This is a genomic window from Brevibacillus sp. FW306-2-1A-C05A (assembly GCF_058781555.1).
Genome location: NZ_JBYSWV010000034.1, coordinates 12548 through 28434, shown reverse-complemented (window position 1 = coordinate 28434; position 15887 = coordinate 12548). Strand labels below are relative to the sequence as shown.

Below are 15887 nucleotides of genomic sequence, written 5' to 3'. Positions count from 1 at the left end.
CGGTCATAACCTTAAAGTACAATCACCGGGAGATACATCTGATCGTACAAAAAGGAAAAAAGGATGCGCCGCTTGCTACGGGTTGCATCCTTTTTTTATCCACAACCAAACTTCCATTACTTCGCGCCACTCGTGAAACTCGACCATTGTGACTTATTCACATTGCCCGCCTGATCTTGCAGCAGGCCGCCAGCGAGACTGACCTGATAGCTCGTATGCGGCTGCCATTTTCCTTTTGGCTTGATCGACAGCATTCGCTTGCTCTTGTTCCAGGTGACGGTATGCGGGACAGCCTGGCCTTTTTCATCTGTCAAGCGCACAAGTCCTGCCGCCGTTTTGCTGGAGAGTGCTCCTCCGCTTGCCAGAGTCACTTCCTCCGCAAACTGCAGCGTCACTTTCTCCTCCAGCTTCACCTGCTTGGCGCCATGACCAGGCAAAATAATCGCCTGCGGAGCAATGTTATCCACGGGCTTTTTTGTCGTGAACGCAGCGGACAGCTCCGGGTTCAGCTCCCCTCGCGCATCCTTCAGCTTTTTGGCGAGCAGTGTGACGCGATACGCTTTTCCCGCCTCCAGGTTACCCACAGGGTCGATCACGATGCTTTTCGCTGTCTTGTTCCACTTGGCTGTGAACGGGACTTTCTTTTTCTTTTCGTCCACAAGCTGCACGATGGACAGCAACGACTTGTCCGTGATGTCACGCGAATTTGCCAAACGGACCGTCCCGGAAAACGTCAGCGTAATGACAGCGTCTGCTGCTACCTCTGTCGCTTTGTCCGTCGGCGAGACGCTTATCTTCCAGTTGCTTGCGTCCTTCGCCCATGCCGCCTGTGAAAACGCAAGCAGCATCCCCAGCACAGCGATCCATTGCATCCACAACCGTCTGGCACTCATCCTAACCATCCCTTTCGTCTGCGTGGCGAAAGCTTTTGGTCAGCTCCACCACTGTTTACGGACAGTGTAGAAAAAGACAGACGGTTCCTTCAAAAGTTTTTTGCTTTACTCTTTCGGCTCTTCCTCTGCGCGCACCAATATTTTTTTCAGTTTGCGTTCAAATTCAAGACGACCGATCATGACACTGTGGTCGCAGCCCGTACATTTGATTCGCACGTCCATGCCCATGCGAATGACTTTCCACGCATTTGTTCCGCATGGATGCGGCTTTTTCATTTGTACGATGTCCCCCAGCCCAAATTGCTTCCTTTCCATCTCTCTTCTCCCCTCTACTCTATGCTTGGCCTTGTGCCTTGCCCGACATCGCGACGATTTTCGGATACGGAATCTGAATGCCCCGTTTGGTAAACTCGGTGCGAATCATCGCCCGCAGGTTGCGATTGACGCCGTGGTGGGTGTTCGGCTTGCACTCGGCAGTCACCCGCATGACGACCTCAGACGGCCCCAATGCTTGTACGCCCAAAATTTGTGGCTCCGCCACGATATCTGTCAGCTCGGCTTGCGCTTTTGCCAGCACTTCTTTCAGCACTTCTTCAACCTGACCCAGATTTTCCTCGTACGCTACCGAGACATCCACAACAGCCAACGTATTTTGCAGCGAAAAATTGGTCACTTGCGTAATGGTTCCGTTCGGGAAAATAAATACTTCTCCCGTCCAACTGCGCACGCGTGTGATCCGCAGGCCAATCTCCTGTACGGTCCCGGTCATGTTATTGATCGTCACGACATCCCCTACAGCAAACTGGTCTTCAAAAATGATAAAGAAACCAGTGATAATATCGCGCACGAGACTTTGCGCCCCAAAGCCGACAGCCAGCCCGAGCACCCCTGCGCTCACCAACACAGGCCGCAAGTCGATCCCGATCAGTTGCAAGATCATCAAAATCGCCAGGAAATAAATCGTGTACTGAATGATATTGTTAACGAGCACGCGCATCGTATCGACACGGCGTTGATCCAGTTGGAGCTTGCCGCCTCCGTGGCGATGATGAAAAATGCGGTTGACTGTCGCGTGCAACAACGAAACAACAATACGCGAGGCAATGATGATCGCCAAAATTTTCGCCAGCACCATCCCTACAGTTACCCACATGTCGGCATCTGTGAGATAGTCGTAAATTTGGTTGTACAGCTTTTGAAAAAAGCCTTCTGCATTTGTAGTATTCATTCTGTCCTCTCCTTCTGTCTGCCGTATTCGTCAACCTCCTGGTATCGGCCAGCAAACTGACGAAAATATCCTCGAATGACTACTTGCTGCTCTTCCATGATCGTTTTCGCGCGAGAATAGTCAGGCAAAGGAAACTCAATGGAAAGGGCACAGCCAGCCGTTATCTCTTTTGGCGTCGGTCTTGTGTCGATATCAATATCTTCGTACTCCAGCAGCATTTCTGCACGCAAAGCTTGCTGTGTGGAATCAAATGCAATCAGTACAGTCTCTCCTTCCATCCCTCTCCCTCCTTCGTGTCCTTGTTTTCTTTTTCACAAGGCTTTGCTGACGTGCTTCTCTTATTTTACCCGTTCAATTTCCGGCTTGCCAGCTTCGCTGATTTTTCAAAACCTCCACAACCTTCCCATTAGCAGGTATAAAAATGACTTCCCGGTACTATACTGTGAATACTCTTCTATAACGTTTAGGCCAAGTCCGCAAGAGTGGGGGTAGCCATGAGTACATTTGAAAATCTCAAAAACTGTTCTTTGCCACCTTTTAAAGTGGAATACCGCAGTGAAAACGCAGACGATCATCTGGCTAGACACCTTGCGCAGCGCTTTCGCTTAAAACCGTATGATGAAGACATTGTAATTATATGTATCGGCACAGACCGTTCGACAGGCGACGCGCTTGGGCCGCTCGTCGGAACCAAGCTGCAAACTGCCGCGCCCAGTCATTTGCAAGTGTACGGAACGCTGGACGATCCGGTGCATGCGATGAATCTCAAGGAAAAACTCGATTCCATCCAAACGAACCACCCCAGCGCTACACTGATTGCCGTAGACGCCTGTCTGGGCCAATTCAGCCACGTCGGCAACATCAATGTCATCAGCGGTCCGCTAAAGCCAGGTGCCGGGGTCAAAAAGGAGTTGCCGCCTGTCGGTACGTTTCACATTACTGGAATCGTCAATGTCGGCGGCTTCATGGAGTATTTCGTACTCCAAAACACGCGACTTGCCGTCGTCATGAACATGGCCGAGATTATTGCCTCTGGTTTGGCCAAAGCCGCGACACTCGCTGCTGCGCCGAACCGTTTGGATAGTGTTTTGCACGACTGACCATCTTCCCTCGACCTTTTCAAATCAATAGCCATTTTCTTTGACTTGCCCGGTCCCTCTGCGGATGGCAAGTCTCTTTTTTTAGACGAAAATCACCTGTTGACCGGGAAGCATTTTCACCTGAACGGGGGTTTCCCCCATCAATTCGCCATCGGCATGAACCATGAGCGGCACAGCCGTTTCAATCGTGACCTGGCTCCCGCGGAAAAAGGAAACTTTCGGATGCGTGACATGGGTGCCTGTGTATATTTTCAAAAAGGCGCGCAGCAGCTCGCCCCGGCTTACATTGCTGACGACGCAAATATCCGTCAGGCCATCGTCGGCGACCGCCATTGGGCAAATTTTCATTCCCCCGCCGTAATTCGGAATATTGGCTGCTGTCACAAGCCAAACTCCCGACTTGTCGATCGTTTGCCCGTCGACCTGCAAGCTCAGATGGCCCGGCTTGAAGTTGCGCAGCTCCCGTAAAACGGAAATGACATAAGCCAGTCCACCCAGTCCGTATCGGTTCAGCCACGCTTTATATTGCGCTGCATCGGTCGCTTTCGCTACTTGCGCATCAAAGCCTGCTCCAATCGAATTTGCAGCAATTCGCCCGTTCATCAGCATCAGATCAATCCGTCTTTCTGCTTTTTCTGACAAAATTCGCTCCACTGCCTCGATCGGATCGTTGACAATGCCGTGCGCCCGGGCAAAGTCGTTCCCTGATCCAGCCGGCACCAAGCCAAACTTGCATGCTTGTCCGGACTGATAGATCCCGTTCAACACGCCATGAACGGTTCCGTCTCCCCCTATTGCAATGATTTTATTTACTCCCTCTTTTTGAATCAACTCTTTTGCCAGCTTTTCCGCGTCTCCCTCTCCCGATGTCTCCCTCACGGAAAAAACCGCTCCTAAGCCATTTACAGCAGGCTCTATCCTCTCCCATACTCTCTTCCCTTTGCCATTTCCCGCCACGGGATTGACGATAAAACCCACCATTGACTTTCTCTCCCCACAAGACGCTTTCCGTTCTAATGGTCATTATCGCACGACATTTTCTTTTGATGATAGCGGTTTTTTTTATGCCAAACTTACATGTCGCATTCCTTTCGCTCCGTTGTTCCTCGCTGTATGGTTTACAGTGGCATGGCCCGTTCGTCGCGTCAAAAAAAGTAAGTCTCAGCAGCTCCGTTTACTGTTTACTTGGTCTCACACTATTATTGCGAGTTGTTGTGGACAGTCCCTTGAAATCAAATGGCTATGTGTGTGCCTTTTGCAGTAGGTCATTTCAAACGGCACAGCGCACGGCTACCTGTCATGCTCTCTGGTTTCTGGTTTCTTCTTTCTGCCTTTTCCCTTTGTCCTGCTTCATTTCTCTTCCCCACTCTTCCTACTTGCTCCCTAGCTTTTACTCCGAACCCCCGACTCCCCCTACAGCTTTGCCTTTGCCTGCTCCCATCTTTAAAATGTCCGCCCTGAGTTCTACGCGCCCCATCGCCCTGCATGAAAAAAAGACCCCTCCTGCACGCTACCCGCGCACAGAAAAAGTCTTTTCCCGCTATCTTGCCATCTTATAAAAAACTGGACAACCACTGGCTAATCGGAACTCCCAATGCTGCAATCACCAGTGCGGGCAGCATGTTCGCTACATTGATATTTTTGATCTCCAAAATGTTGATCCCAATCGCGATAATCATCAAGCCACCCACTGCCGTTACTTCTGCCAGCATCGCATCGAGCATCGTTTGGCTCACCACACTGTAAATTTGGGTAGCCAGCAACGTCAGCACACTTTGGTACAAAAACACAGGTACTGCTGAAAATATGACGCCAATCCCTAGCGTCGAAGTGAAAATAATCGCGGAAAAGCCGTCCAGAAGCGCTTTGGTGAACAAAATGTCGTGGTTGTTTCGCAACCCGCTGTCCATCGCTCCCAAAACAGCCATTGCGCCGATACAATAGACCAGAGTAGCTGTTACAAACCCGGTGGCAATACTGCCTTTTCCGCCGCCAACCTTCCGCTCCAGCCAGTGCCCCAGACGATTCAAGCCTTTTTCAATCCCCATCAATTCCCCGATAATTGCCCCCAAAACAATGCTGACGATCACCAATAAGAAGTTGCCCGATCCAAGGCTCATCTTGACGCCCAAAATCATCACAGCCAGCCCGATTCCTTGCATGACTGTATGTCGGATCGAATCGGGAATCCTCGTCAAGAGCCTCCCCAACAAAGCTCCTACTATGATGGCGCCAGCGTTTACCAGGGTTCCTAACAAGATCACGTGTGTGTCCTCCTACCGCTACCTTACGAAAACGCCGATGCTATCTCTCTAACAGCGTTCATAAGAGCTTCTACGTCTTTCTCTGTATTGAACATCCCAAAACTGGCCCGCACCGCTCCCCGCTGCTCGGTCCCTGCCGTATGGTGCCCCAGCGGCGTGCAATGATAGCCCGATCTCGTTGCGATTCCGTATTGTTGATCGAGAATAAAGGATACCTCCGATGCATCCACCTGCCCGATGTTGAACGCGATTACTGCGACCCGCTCTGTTTCAATTCCCGGACCGTACACCTCTACTCCAGGAATTTGCTGCAGACCTGTGATCGTTTGCTTGGCAAGCTCCCATTCATGCTGGCGAATGTTTTCCACGCCTTTTTCCAGGACAAATTCGACCCCGGCCAGTAATCCTGCCAAACCGACTGTATTCAACGTCCCGCTCTCGTAGCGGTCCGGACGCGTAGTCGGTTGCTCAATCGCTTCTGATTGACTGCCAGTTCCCCCATGCAGCAACGGCTCCAGATCAATGTCGCTGTGCACATACAATCCGCCTGTCCCTTGTGGACCATACAGCCCTTTGTGCCCGGGAAACGCCAGCATGCCAATATTCATTTCTTCGACGTGAATAGGCAGCACTCCCGCCGACTGCGAGGCGTCTACCAGAAACGTGATACCCTTCTCTTTGGCCAGTTTGCCCAACTCTGCAATCGGCAAAATAACACCTGTCAGGTTGGAAGCGTGGCTTACGACCAGCAGACGCGTGTTTGGCTGGATCGCCTTGGCAAAATCGTCAACATGAAAAAGATGATCGCCTCTAGGCTCGACAAAAGTAGCTTCTACCTGATGGACGCGGCGCATATATTCAATAGGACGTCTCACTGAATTATGCTCCACTGACGAAGAAATCACATGATCGCCCGGCTTTAGAAACCCTTTGATCGCCTGGTTGAGTGCTTGTGTCGCATTTAGATAAAAAAAGAGGTTATTCGGGTTTTGAATCCCAAACAACCGCGACAACTGCACTCGTGTCCGAAACACGGTCTTGCTCGCTTTCATCGCCAAGGTATGTCCACCCCGGCCAGGGTTGGCGGCAAAATCTTCGATGACTTCAGCCATCCGCTCTTTCACGCCGGGTGGCTTCGGCCAAGTTGAAGCTGCGTTATCCAAATAGATGATCGCCATGACTACCTCCTGGACTTACTTCTCATCATTCAGTATCTCAATGATCCGCTGCAAATCTTCCTGCGAATAAAAGTCAATTTCGATCTTGCCGCGTTTCGCGCCTTTTTTAATTTTCACGGCGGTTCCAAAGCGACTGCGCAGCCGTTCTTCCAGCTCAACCAAAATTGGCTCGCTTTTTGCCGGCTTTTTCTTCTTTGTTTCACGTGAAACACTCAACTGTTTGACCAACTCTTCCAGTTGTCGCACGTTCAGCCCTTTTTCCACTACATCCTTCGCAAGCTGCTTTTGCACTTTCTCATCTGAGACACCCAAAAGCGCCCGAGCGTGGCCCATGGACAACTCTGCTGCTGAAACCATTTTTCGAATGCTTTCCGGAAGTTGCAACAGCCGCAGCATGTTCGCTACATGCGGTCTGCTTTTTCCGATTCGCTGAGCAAGCTGCTCTTGGGTATAATCGTGGTGCGCGATCAGCTTTTCATATGCTTCCGCTTCTTCCAACGGATTGAGGTTTTCCCGCTGCAGATTTTCAATCAGCGCAATTTCCATCAACTGCTGATCGGTGTAGGCTTTGACGACTACCGGAACCTGCTTCAAGCCCGCGAGCTTCGCTGCACGCAAGCGTCTTTCTCCCGCTACCAGCTCGTAACCCTTGATGCTTTTCCGGACAATCAGCGGCTGGATAATGCCATGTTCCCGTATCGAGTTTGCCAATTCATCAATAGCCGATTGTTCGAATTCTTTACGGGGCTGATACGGGTTGGGACGAATCTCACTGACGGAAACCTCTTTTACTTGCTCCCCTTCTTCAATGAGATTGGACGTAATAAGTGCATTCAGCCCTTTTCCCAAACCTCTACTCATACCCCTACCACTTCCTTCGCCAAGTCAGAATAAACTTCTGCACCACGCGAGCGTGGATCGTACGTTATAATGGCTTGTCCATGTGATGGCGCTTCGCTCAAACGAACATTTCGCGGAATAATCGTTTTGTACACTTTCTCCTGGAAGTACTTTTTCACTTCCTCAATCACTTGCAGCCCCAAATTCGTGCGTGCATCCAGCATGGTCAGCACGACGCCTTCAATCGCCAATTGCGAATTGAGATGCTTTTGTACCAGGCGAATTGTGTTCAACAGTTGGCTCAACCCTTCCAATGCGTAGTATTCACATTGAATCGGGATCAAGACCGAGTCAGCAGCAGTCAGGGAGTTGACTGTCAAAATTCCCAAGGAAGGCGGGCAATCGATAATGACAAAGTCGTATTTGTCCTTCACAACCTCCAAGGCTTTTTTCAGACGAACCTCCCGGGATATCGTTGGAACCAATTCAATTTCTGCTCCCGCCAATTGAATCGTCGCCGGAATAATCATCAATCCTTCAATCTCGGTAGGCAGAGTCGCATCTACGGGGCTGATGTCGTTAATGAGAACATCATAAATACAATAGCGGACATCGGCTTTGTTTACTCCGATACCACTGGTTGCGTTCCCTTGTGGATCAATATCCACCAGCAGCACCTTTTTCCCCAATGCGGCCAGACAAGCACTTAGATTGACGGACGTAGTCGTTTTCCCGACGCCGCCTTTCTGGTTCGCAACCGCAATGATTTTACCCAACTTCTCCACCTCATTTTTCTCGTGTAGGAAAGCTTGTGATTTTGCCTAGCAAGATACAATCGCCAGCTTTCCGGAACGCCTTCAAGAATATCTGGTTTGTGCCAAAAGACTCGTGATCGGTTATCTTCAACTGCCTATGCTCTGCCTGATCCGGCTGGACCCGGGCAGATTCTTTAACTATCTAAGAACTTTTCAATGTGGGGCCTGTGACGTTGCCTCTGAAATGTGTGTATCAGGTAGCGTTATGGAAAAGCTTTTTGCGGGATGGCGGTTGTTGTTTCCAACCAGGAAGAAGCTTTCGGACAGCTTTTTCAGGCTTCCATCCGTTCCAAACTTCCCCTTCTGAAGCAAAAAGCTGCGCTAGCTTGTCTGTTATACACAAAACGAAACCTCATCGCGAAACAACGACTACCCCAAAACGTAAAAAAAGCTTGGTACTACCCATGTTACCAGATTTATTGCTTGCCCGTACGCTGTTTTTTTGATATTGAGACAATTTGTCCTTAATTTTGTCCGAACAGTTCCGATTGTCCCCTTTTTGCCAGAAAAAGATGCTTCTTACGCAAGCAAAGCTTGGAAAAAACGGTCAAGGCCGCGCATGCAAACTCCCAAAAAGAATCGGTCGTGCAGGTAGTCGGGCACAGTCGTAAGTGCTCGCTGCTCCGATCTATTACTTTTCTCATTCGGATTTGCCCAAAAAGAAAGGCGACCCTGTCGCCACGCCCTTGCCGTTTTTTCGTTTTATGTTTTGATATGTTCTTTTTTTATGGGAGTGGCTTTCTGTTCTCTATTATCTATTATTATAGAGACAGAGGTATAGTGGGGCAGGTGTTGCCGTTCATGCTCTTATGTTGCGATTCTTGGCGTTTTTTCGGACTGTTGGCTTTCTAAAGGGTACGGGACACGATTTGATTTCAACTCGCATGGATTTCGCGAGGTCACGCGGGCGGGCACGACGGCACTTTAGTTCGTAAGCTTTTGCAAAAGCATGATCCGCAGCGTCACTTCAACTCGTTAGGTTTTTGTAAGGACATCGTTTTCAACGGTACTATCGCTCGTAGGCTTTTGGCAATGCCAGATTTACAACGGCATTTCAACTCGTAGGCTTTCGCGAGGACACGATTCACAACGCCATTTCTCGCAAGCTTTTGGCAATGCCATGATTCGCACGCCATTTTAGCTCGTCAGCTTTTGGCAATGCTATGATTCACACGCCATTTCAGCTCGTAACCATTTGGCAAGCCACGGTTCACAGCGCCGCTTCTATTCGAAATCTATTCGTAAGATCACCATTCACGACGGCACTTCAACCCACAATCTTTTCTCACAGCCTTCATTCTCGCCGCCCTTTTAACTCGACAACTTTTGCAACGCTCCGCCCTTAAATCGCAGGCTTAGCGCAAGGGCACGATTCGGAATATCACTTCAACTGGCGAGCTTTTCCCAAGTCTACGATTTTTGACGCTATTCAACTCGCAAGCTGTTTCCCAAGTCCACCATTCACAACGCAACTTCAACTCACAAGCTTTGCGCAAGGCAACGATCAAAACCGCCTTCAAATCGCAGACTTTTTGCAAGGCCGCGATTCTCAATACGTGTTCAACTCGTAGGCTTTCGCTAGGACACGATTCACCATGCCCACAACTCATGACGAAGCCCATCTCGCCCAAAAGCCACTACCCGAAATCGACTACGCCCTTCTTGCAAAAACAGCCCTTCTCATAGAAGAGAAGGCAGCTAAGCCCTTCGCCTACCATACTTCGTACACTTGCTTCCTACTTGTTATTTTTCGGAATCCGAATGGTGAATTGATAAAATTCATCATGGTCTTCCTCGTTCGTCTCTACTGGCAAGCCCGTCTGCATGACCATGTCAATCGACTGGCGCACTGTATTGATCGCGATGCGGGCATCTCTGGAGAATGCTTTCCAGCGCGGTTTTGACTCTTTTTCCGCCTTTGGATTTTCCGCCGCTTCCAGAAGCTGCTTGACGCGCACCTCTGTCTGCTTGACATTCCACTCTCGCTCCAGGATTTCTGCCAGCACTTTTACTTGCAGTTCCGCGTCCTTGAGTGGAATCAATGCTCGCGCATGGCGCTCTGTCACCTGGCGAGTCAACAGCGCATCTTGCACCTCCTGCGGCAAATGCAAAAGTCGCAGCTTGTTGGCGATGGTCGACTGCCCTTTTCCCAGACGCTGCGCCAGACTCTCCTGCGTCAAATCGTGCAAATCGATCAGCTTCTGATAGGCAACAGCCTCTTCAATCGCCGTCAGTCCTTCGCGCTGAAGATTTTCAATCAAGGCAATCGAAGCTGTTTGTGCATCGTTGAAATCTTTGATGATCGCAGGAATTTTCTCCATGCCTAACTTTTTTGTTGCGCGCAAACGCCGTTCTCCGGCAATCAACTCGTAGCGGCCGTCTCTCACCCGGACAACGATCGGTTGAATCAGCCCATGAGTGCGAATCGTTTGACACAGCTCGTCGATTTTCTCGTCATCAAAAACCGTTCGAGGCTGATATGGATTTGGCACAATCTCTTCGACTGGAAGCTGCCTGATTTCTTCATTATCTGTCTTGTCTGTCAATCCAAAAATCCGAGAAAATGAATCCTTCACTGCCATAGAAAAATCCCCCACTTCTACCCGTTCCATCGCGCTAATGTAAAACCACTGCTGCTCTGTGCGTAAAGCTTTCGAGACTCCAGCTCTCTAAGCATCTGCCGAAGAACTGAATGCCAAGCGGCACGGGCTTCTTCATCAGTCATTCCAAGCCTCGCCGCCAAGTCGACGCGACTAGCTGCGCTGCCTTTGCATCATCACCTGCAAAAAGTAATCCTGCGACGCCAAAAGCTGTCTGTAATCAACCGTTTTGCTTAAACAGGCAATCCTGTACAAATTTTTGCGTGGTGAAAACGAAAAACATCCCTCCACGTGAAAAAAAGGTCCTGTCCATTCACATGGCAGAATCTCGGCAAAAAGCTATTTGTCTTTCTGGTGTAAATATCGGCTGGAATTGACTGTTAAAACATATACACATTCGCTAGTCCGCGCGCCTTGCCATTTTGTCAGGCATGACGAAGTGCATCAGCGCCCGCTTCAGGCATTTTTTCGCTAAAAACCCTCCGCTATGCTGCCAGCAGCCGCTCAGAGTTGCATGGGACTGATCGAGTCTTCCCTATACCGTTAAGTGGATGCTGCTGTCCGGTGTCCACTGTGAAACGAGGCTAGTTCTTCAGAGCTAGTTTCCGTCCCCCTCGCCTTTCAGATCGTTAGCCACTTAACGCAGAAATGCCCCCTTCCTTGCATTCCCCCATTTTCATTGGAGAATTGCGGTCAACACCCGCGAACAAGGTTCCCAAGCACTACACGATGCACTTCCTGCCAGACTCGTATTGCCTATCCGATCGTTTTGAAAAATCCCCTTTGACCTATTGCCATTTTCTCTGTAAATGACTTAGTTTTCTTTTATATTAGTAATTCTGCAAGCTTCGCCCAATTCCTGCTTGGGAAAAACGTTTCACGTGAAACATCAATCGTGATCGTGGTCATAGAAATTGGCTTTGCCACTGTGTTTTCCCCGCTCTTCCCCACCTATGCTCTCATCGGTAGGATGTGAAATCTTGGTGACAGAAAAGAGCTTGGGAAACAACCGATGGAAGTCCAGAGTCAGGTAAGCAAAAAATGCAGCTACAATCGCCGTTATGTACATGCCCGCACTAAACATCAGTCCGATCGCCGACGCCACCCACATCCCGGCCGCAGTCGTCAAGCCTTTCACTGAGCCGTTGAATTTGATGATCGCCCCCGCCCCCAAAAAACCCATGCCCGTAACCACCTGTGCAGCTACCCTGCCGGGATCGTTGTTCACCCCGCTGGATTGAAAGCCGTAAATGGAGGCCAGTCCAAACAGACAAGATCCGAAACAAACGAGGCTGTAAGTCCGAAAGCCAGCTCCTCGTTGCCTGCTCACGTCCTTAATAAAACGCTCCCGCTCCCACCCCATGATGGCTCCCGCCAAAAAGGCAAGGAACAGCCGCAACAAAATAGTCGGAAGCTCCGGTGGAAAAAGGGAAGTCCACGCTTCTTCCATATCTATCATCCTCTCAGAACGGTAATCGTTATCGTCACTGTTACTCGTATGTATATGCGCCCTGAGAGAGCTGCATGCGCCTAAGCGGTAGATTCATTTTGGCGTGTAAGGACTCGAATGTTGGTTGGTCGCGGGTAAAAGGACTTCTCATAAAGGACCGAAGAAGCTTTGGAGGTCGACTGTCCGCTCGCGCAGGCCACGACTACCTCCACCCGAACTCGCCTCTGCTCACGAGAGTAAGTCGCTTCGTTCCAAACGTTCTGCCGTGAGAAAAGAAAACTTCGCCAACCAAGCCAAAACAGCTTATGGGTCCGAATGTCTGGCTGGTGTCTGGCTGGCTGTCCACCTGCCTGCCTGTCTGCCTGCTCGCCCACCCCACAACCACCTACACTCCAATTTTCCTCTCTACACACACATATCCCCTTTAACCTCGCGCTAATCGTTCCTCGCGCACCATAGCCATATAAGAAAAAGAACTTTGACCAAAGCAAAAAAGCCCCAAAAGTTTTCAGGCTGCTTTTCAGACCGCTTTTCAGCCTGTTCCCCAGGCCGCTAGCCACTCTAACTCCCCAAGACCACGCCCGCCTCGCTCAAAAACACCTCCCCACTTACAACACATGCCCACCCCCTCCGTTCCAATCCCACCAATACCGACTTACGCTCTCCCGACCAATAACGACCGATAGCAAAAAAACTCCACCAAAAACCCTTTAACTCCCTTAGCCCCCTAAAACAATAAAAACCACCTTATCCCCGCTCATCTTCCCCTAACTCTCTCTCCACTTCCCAAAACAAAAAAAGACCGCAGCCCCGCTCTGCGATCTTCTCCAATCCTCTTACTATACCAACGGCTTCTTAGCCGGAACCCCCGCCTTGCGCGGATAGTTTTTCGGCGTCGCCTCTATTTTTTCAATGATGACGATGTTGCGCTCCCCTGCGTCCTCCAGCAGTTGGAACGTCTCCACCTTTCGCGTTTTGCCGCCCAACGTTTTGATCGCCTTTTTCGCTTCGTTCAACTCAGTCGTAATATCTGCCCCTTTGAGAGCGATAAAATGGCCCTTCGGCTGGGCAAATGGCAGACAAAATTCAGCCAGCAAGTTCAGCCGTGCCACAGCGCGGGCAACTACGAGATCGAACTGCTCGCGATAGCCGGCCTCTTGTCCGCGATCCTCTGCCCGTCCATGGACGGGATGAACGTCTGCCAGCCCCAATTCGCTCGCCACATGCTGCAAAAAGCTCATGCGCTTGTTCAGCGAATCAATAATCGTCATTTTCAGATGCGGGAAGCAAATTTTCAGCGGGATGCTCGGGAAGCCGGCACCGCCGCCAATATCTACGACCGACTTTACCTGGTCAAAAGGGAAGTAAAAGGCAGGCGTGATCGAATCGTAAAAGTGCTTGATGTACACTTGCCCCTCTTCGGTAATGCCCGTCAGATTCATTTTCTCGTTCCATTCCACAAGCAGACGGAAAAATTGGTCAAACTGCTCCTTCTGACGATCCGTTAACGAAATGCCTTGCGCTGCGAGAGCCTCGGCAAACTGTTCTTTGGTCATTTAGCTGATCTCCTTACTCCGCTGCACCTGCGCGTTTATACTCCAGATACACCATCAAAACGGAAATGTCTGCAGGAGTTACCCCTGCGATGCGCGCCGCTTGCCCGATGTTCAAAGGGCGGATTTTGGACATATTTTCCCGGGACTCTTTGGACAAGCCGGAAATCTGATGGTAGTCGATGTCTGCCGGAATGCGGCGTTCCTCCATCTTTTTCATCCGTTCGACCTGCTGCAAAGACTTTTTAATGTAGCCGTCGTATTTGATCTGGATTTCTACCTGCTCTTTCACTTCCTCCGGCAACGCTTGCGGCGCGGGAACCATCGCTTCGATATGGCTATAAGTCAGCTCCGGGCGGCGCAGCAGTTGCGCCAGCTCAATCACCTCTGTCAGTTCTGGCGAGCCCGCTGCACGCAACACTTCCTGTACATGCTCCATGTCGGGACGCACGCGCGTATTTTCCACGCGCTCCTTTTCCTGCTCGATCAAGCGGCGTTTTTCGGTAAAACGCTTGTAGCGTTCTTCGCTAATCAAGCCGATTTCGTAGCCGATGTCGGTCAGACGCAGGTCGGCATTGTCATGACGCAAAAGCAGACGATACTCGGCGCGGGAAGTAAGCAGACGATAAGGCTCATGTGTCCCTTTTGTCACCAGGTCGTCGATCAAAACGCCAATGTACGCCTCTTCCCGGCCCAAAATGACTGGCGGTTTGCCCTGAACCCGGCGCGCTGCGTTGATGCCCGCCATCAGCCCTTGGCCCGCTGCCTCTTCATACCCCGAAGTTCCGTTGATTTGACCGGCCGTAAACAGGCCAGGCAATTTTTTCGTTTCCAAAGACGGCCATAGTTGCGTCGGCACAATCGAATCGTACTCGATCGCATAGCCTGGGCGCATCATTTTGACTTCTTCCATCCCCGCCATCGAACGCAGCATCGACAATTGCACGTCTTCCGGCAAGCTTGTAGACAAGCCCTGCACGTACATTTCTTCCGTATTCCGCCCTTCCGGCTCCAGGAAGATTTGATGGCGCGGTTTGTCGTTAAAGCGCACGACTTTGTCCTCAATAGACGGGCAGTAACGCGGTCCGGTCCCTTCGATCATGCCCGAGTACATCGGAGCACGGTGCAGGTTCGAATTGATGAGCCCGTGCGTCTCCTCATTGGTATATGTCAGCCAGCAAGGCAACTGGTCCATGATAAACTCCGTTGTTTCATACGAAAAGGCGCGTGGCACCGAGTCTCCAGGCTGAATCTCCATTTTGGAAAAATCGACGCTGTTTTTGTGCACGCGCGGAGGCGTACCTGTCTTGAAGCGCGTCATTTCAAAGCCGAGTTCTTTCAGATGATGGGCCAGGCGAATCGACGGACGCATGTTGTTCGGGCCGCTCTCGTACTGCAAATCGCCGAGAATGATTTTTCCGCGCAAATACGTTCCGGTCGTCAAAACAACCGATTTTGCCTTGTACCGCGCCCCTGTCTGGGTGATAACCCCTACACAGACACCGTCCTCGACGAGCAGCTCCTCTACCATCGCTTGACGGAGGATCAAATTTGGCGTATTTTCAATCGTTTTTTTCATTTCATGCTGATAGGCGAATTTGTCCGCCTGCGCGCGCAAAGCATGTACAGCAGGACCTTTTCCCGTATTGAGCATGCGCATTTGAATGTGCGTTTTATCGGTATTGCGTCCCATTTCGCCGCCGAGGGCATCCAGCTCCCGCACGACGTGGCCTTTTGCCGGTCCACCTACCGACGGGTTGCACGGCATGTACGCAACAGCGTCCAGGTTGATCGTCAAAAGCAACGTGCTGCAGCCCATGCGCGCCGCCGCCAAAGCCGCTTCACAGCCGGCATGACCTGCCCCGATTACGATGACGTCAAACGAGCCCGCTTCATACGCAGGTACAACGTTCATTTTTGTTTTCCCCCTTACTCGTGAGTGACTCTCTCGCACACGACTTCCTTT

General features: G+C 50.7%; 14 protein-coding genes. 1 reads left to right on the top strand and 13 read right to left on the bottom strand.

The genetic code is table 11. From position 1 onward, the window contains the following. Positions 1-116 precede the first annotated feature (116 nt). From AC3WJN_RS18495 to AC3WJN_RS18480, 4 genes are all read right to left on the bottom strand, one after another. Positions 117-893 carry an Ig-like domain-containing domain gene (locus AC3WJN_RS18495; protein WP_007779775.1) on the bottom strand — a complete coding sequence of 259 codons (777 nt, stop codon included), beginning with the start codon at positions 891-893 and terminating at the stop codon, positions 117-119. A gap of 105 nt (positions 894-998) precedes the next feature. Further along, complete coding sequence (locus AC3WJN_RS18490) at positions 999-1208, bottom strand: DUF951 domain-containing protein (protein ID WP_005828358.1); 210 nt, start codon at positions 1206-1208, stop codon at positions 999-1001. 19 nt (positions 1209-1227) lie between these two features. Continuing rightward, complete coding sequence (locus AC3WJN_RS18485) at positions 1228-2121, bottom strand: mechanosensitive ion channel family protein (protein ID WP_007779784.1); 894 nt, start codon at positions 2119-2121, stop codon at positions 1228-1230. After that, complete coding sequence (locus AC3WJN_RS18480; protein WP_005828354.1) at positions 2118-2399, bottom strand: putative Se/S carrier protein; 282 nt, start codon at positions 2397-2399, stop codon at positions 2118-2120. The genes AC3WJN_RS18485 and AC3WJN_RS18480 overlap by 4 nt, the downstream gene beginning before the upstream one ends. 216 nt (positions 2400-2615) lie before the next feature. Here AC3WJN_RS18480 and yyaC point away from each other — a divergent pair, with 216 nt between their 5' ends. Continuing rightward, entirely contained in the window at positions 2616-3221 is a 606-nt protein-coding gene (gene yyaC / locus AC3WJN_RS18475) for a spore protease YyaC (protein WP_005828352.1), read from the top strand. An 81-nt stretch (positions 3222-3302) separates the two neighbouring features. On the opposite strand, the gene AC3WJN_RS18470 is transcribed toward yyaC, so the two are convergent. The 9 genes from AC3WJN_RS18470 to mnmG form a co-directional block, all read right to left on the bottom strand. Then, positions 3303-4202, bottom strand: a complete 900-nt coding sequence (locus tag AC3WJN_RS18470; protein ID WP_007779789.1) for a diacylglycerol/lipid kinase family protein — start codon at positions 4200-4202, stop codon at positions 3303-3305. A gap of 572 nt (positions 4203-4774) precedes the next feature. After that, the gene (locus tag AC3WJN_RS18465) at positions 4775-5485 is read right to left on the bottom strand and encodes a DUF554 domain-containing protein (protein WP_005828347.1); all 711 of its coding nucleotides are present in this window, start codon (positions 5483-5485) and stop codon (positions 4775-4777) included. Between the two features lie 23 nt (positions 5486-5508). After that, a complete protein-coding gene (locus tag AC3WJN_RS18460; RefSeq protein WP_005828345.1) occupies positions 5509-6663 on the bottom strand; it encodes an aminotransferase class V-fold PLP-dependent enzyme in 1155 nt (384 codons plus the stop codon). 15 nt (positions 6664-6678) lie between these two features. After that, positions 6679-7524: a ParB/RepB/Spo0J family partition protein gene (locus tag AC3WJN_RS18455; protein WP_005828344.1), complete on the bottom strand. Its 846-nt coding sequence runs from the start codon at positions 7522-7524 to the stop codon at positions 6679-6681. Then, positions 7521-8279 (bottom strand): ParA family protein, encoded by a 759-nt coding sequence (locus AC3WJN_RS18450; RefSeq protein ID WP_007779793.1) that lies wholly within the window; start codon positions 8277-8279, stop codon positions 7521-7523. Before AC3WJN_RS18450 ends, AC3WJN_RS18455 begins: the two co-directional genes overlap by 4 nt. Positions 8280-10054: 1775 nt before the next feature. Continuing rightward, positions 10055-10900 carry a nucleoid occlusion protein gene (gene noc / locus AC3WJN_RS18445; protein WP_007779796.1) on the bottom strand — a complete coding sequence of 282 codons (846 nt, stop codon included), beginning with the start codon at positions 10898-10900 and terminating at the stop codon, positions 10055-10057. Between the two features lie 907 nt (positions 10901-11807). Beyond that, a complete protein-coding gene (locus AC3WJN_RS18440; protein ID WP_005828340.1) occupies positions 11808-12368 on the bottom strand; it encodes an MgtC/SapB family protein in 561 nt (186 codons plus the stop codon). 839 nt (positions 12369-13207) lie between these two features. Next, a complete protein-coding gene (gene rsmG / locus AC3WJN_RS18435) occupies positions 13208-13924 on the bottom strand; it encodes a 16S rRNA (guanine(527)-N(7))-methyltransferase RsmG (protein ID WP_007779804.1) in 717 nt (238 codons plus the stop codon). Positions 13925-13937: 13 nt separating this feature from the next. Continuing rightward, positions 13938-15836 (bottom strand): tRNA uridine-5-carboxymethylaminomethyl(34) synthesis enzyme MnmG, encoded by a 1899-nt coding sequence (mnmG, locus tag AC3WJN_RS18430; RefSeq protein WP_005828336.1) that lies wholly within the window; start codon positions 15834-15836, stop codon positions 13938-13940. Between the last annotated feature and the right edge of the window lie 51 nt (positions 15837-15887).

Coding starts and splice junctions, on each gene's coding strand:
- AC3WJN_RS18440 (WP_005828340.1), bottom strand. CDS start 12,368: ATGGAAGAAGCGTGGACTTCCCTTTTTCCACCGGAGCTTCCGACTATT.
- AC3WJN_RS18480 (WP_005828354.1), bottom strand. CDS start 2,399: ATGGAAGGAGAGACTGTACTGATTGCATTTGATTCCACACAGCAAGCT.
- mnmG (WP_005828336.1), bottom strand. CDS start 15,836: ATGAACGTTGTACCTGCGTATGAAGCGGGCTCGTTTGACGTCATCGTA.
- AC3WJN_RS18455 (WP_005828344.1), bottom strand. CDS start 7,524: ATGAGTAGAGGTTTGGGAAAAGGGCTGAATGCACTTATTACGTCCAAT.
- noc (WP_007779796.1), bottom strand. CDS start 10,900: ATGGCAGTGAAGGATTCATTTTCTCGGATTTTTGGATTGACAGACAAG.
- AC3WJN_RS18470 (WP_007779789.1), bottom strand. CDS start 4,202: ATGGTGGGTTTTATCGTCAATCCCGTGGCGGGAAATGGCAAAGGGAAG.
- rsmG (WP_007779804.1), bottom strand. CDS start 13,924: ATGACCAAAGAACAGTTTGCCGAGGCTCTCGCAGCGCAAGGCATTTCG.
- AC3WJN_RS18490 (WP_005828358.1), bottom strand. CDS start 1,208: ATGGAAAGGAAGCAATTTGGGCTGGGGGACATCGTACAAATGAAAAAG.
- AC3WJN_RS18460 (WP_005828345.1), bottom strand. CDS start 6,663: ATGGCGATCATCTATTTGGATAACGCAGCTTCAACTTGGCCGAAGCCA.
- AC3WJN_RS18485 (WP_007779784.1), bottom strand. CDS start 2,121: ATGAATACTACAAATGCAGAAGGCTTTTTTCAAAAGCTGTACAACCAA.
- AC3WJN_RS18495 (WP_007779775.1), bottom strand. CDS start 893: ATGAGTGCCAGACGGTTGTGGATGCAATGGATCGCTGTGCTGGGGATG.
- yyaC (WP_005828352.1), top strand. CDS start 2,616: ATGAGTACATTTGAAAATCTCAAAAACTGTTCTTTGCCACCTTTTAAA.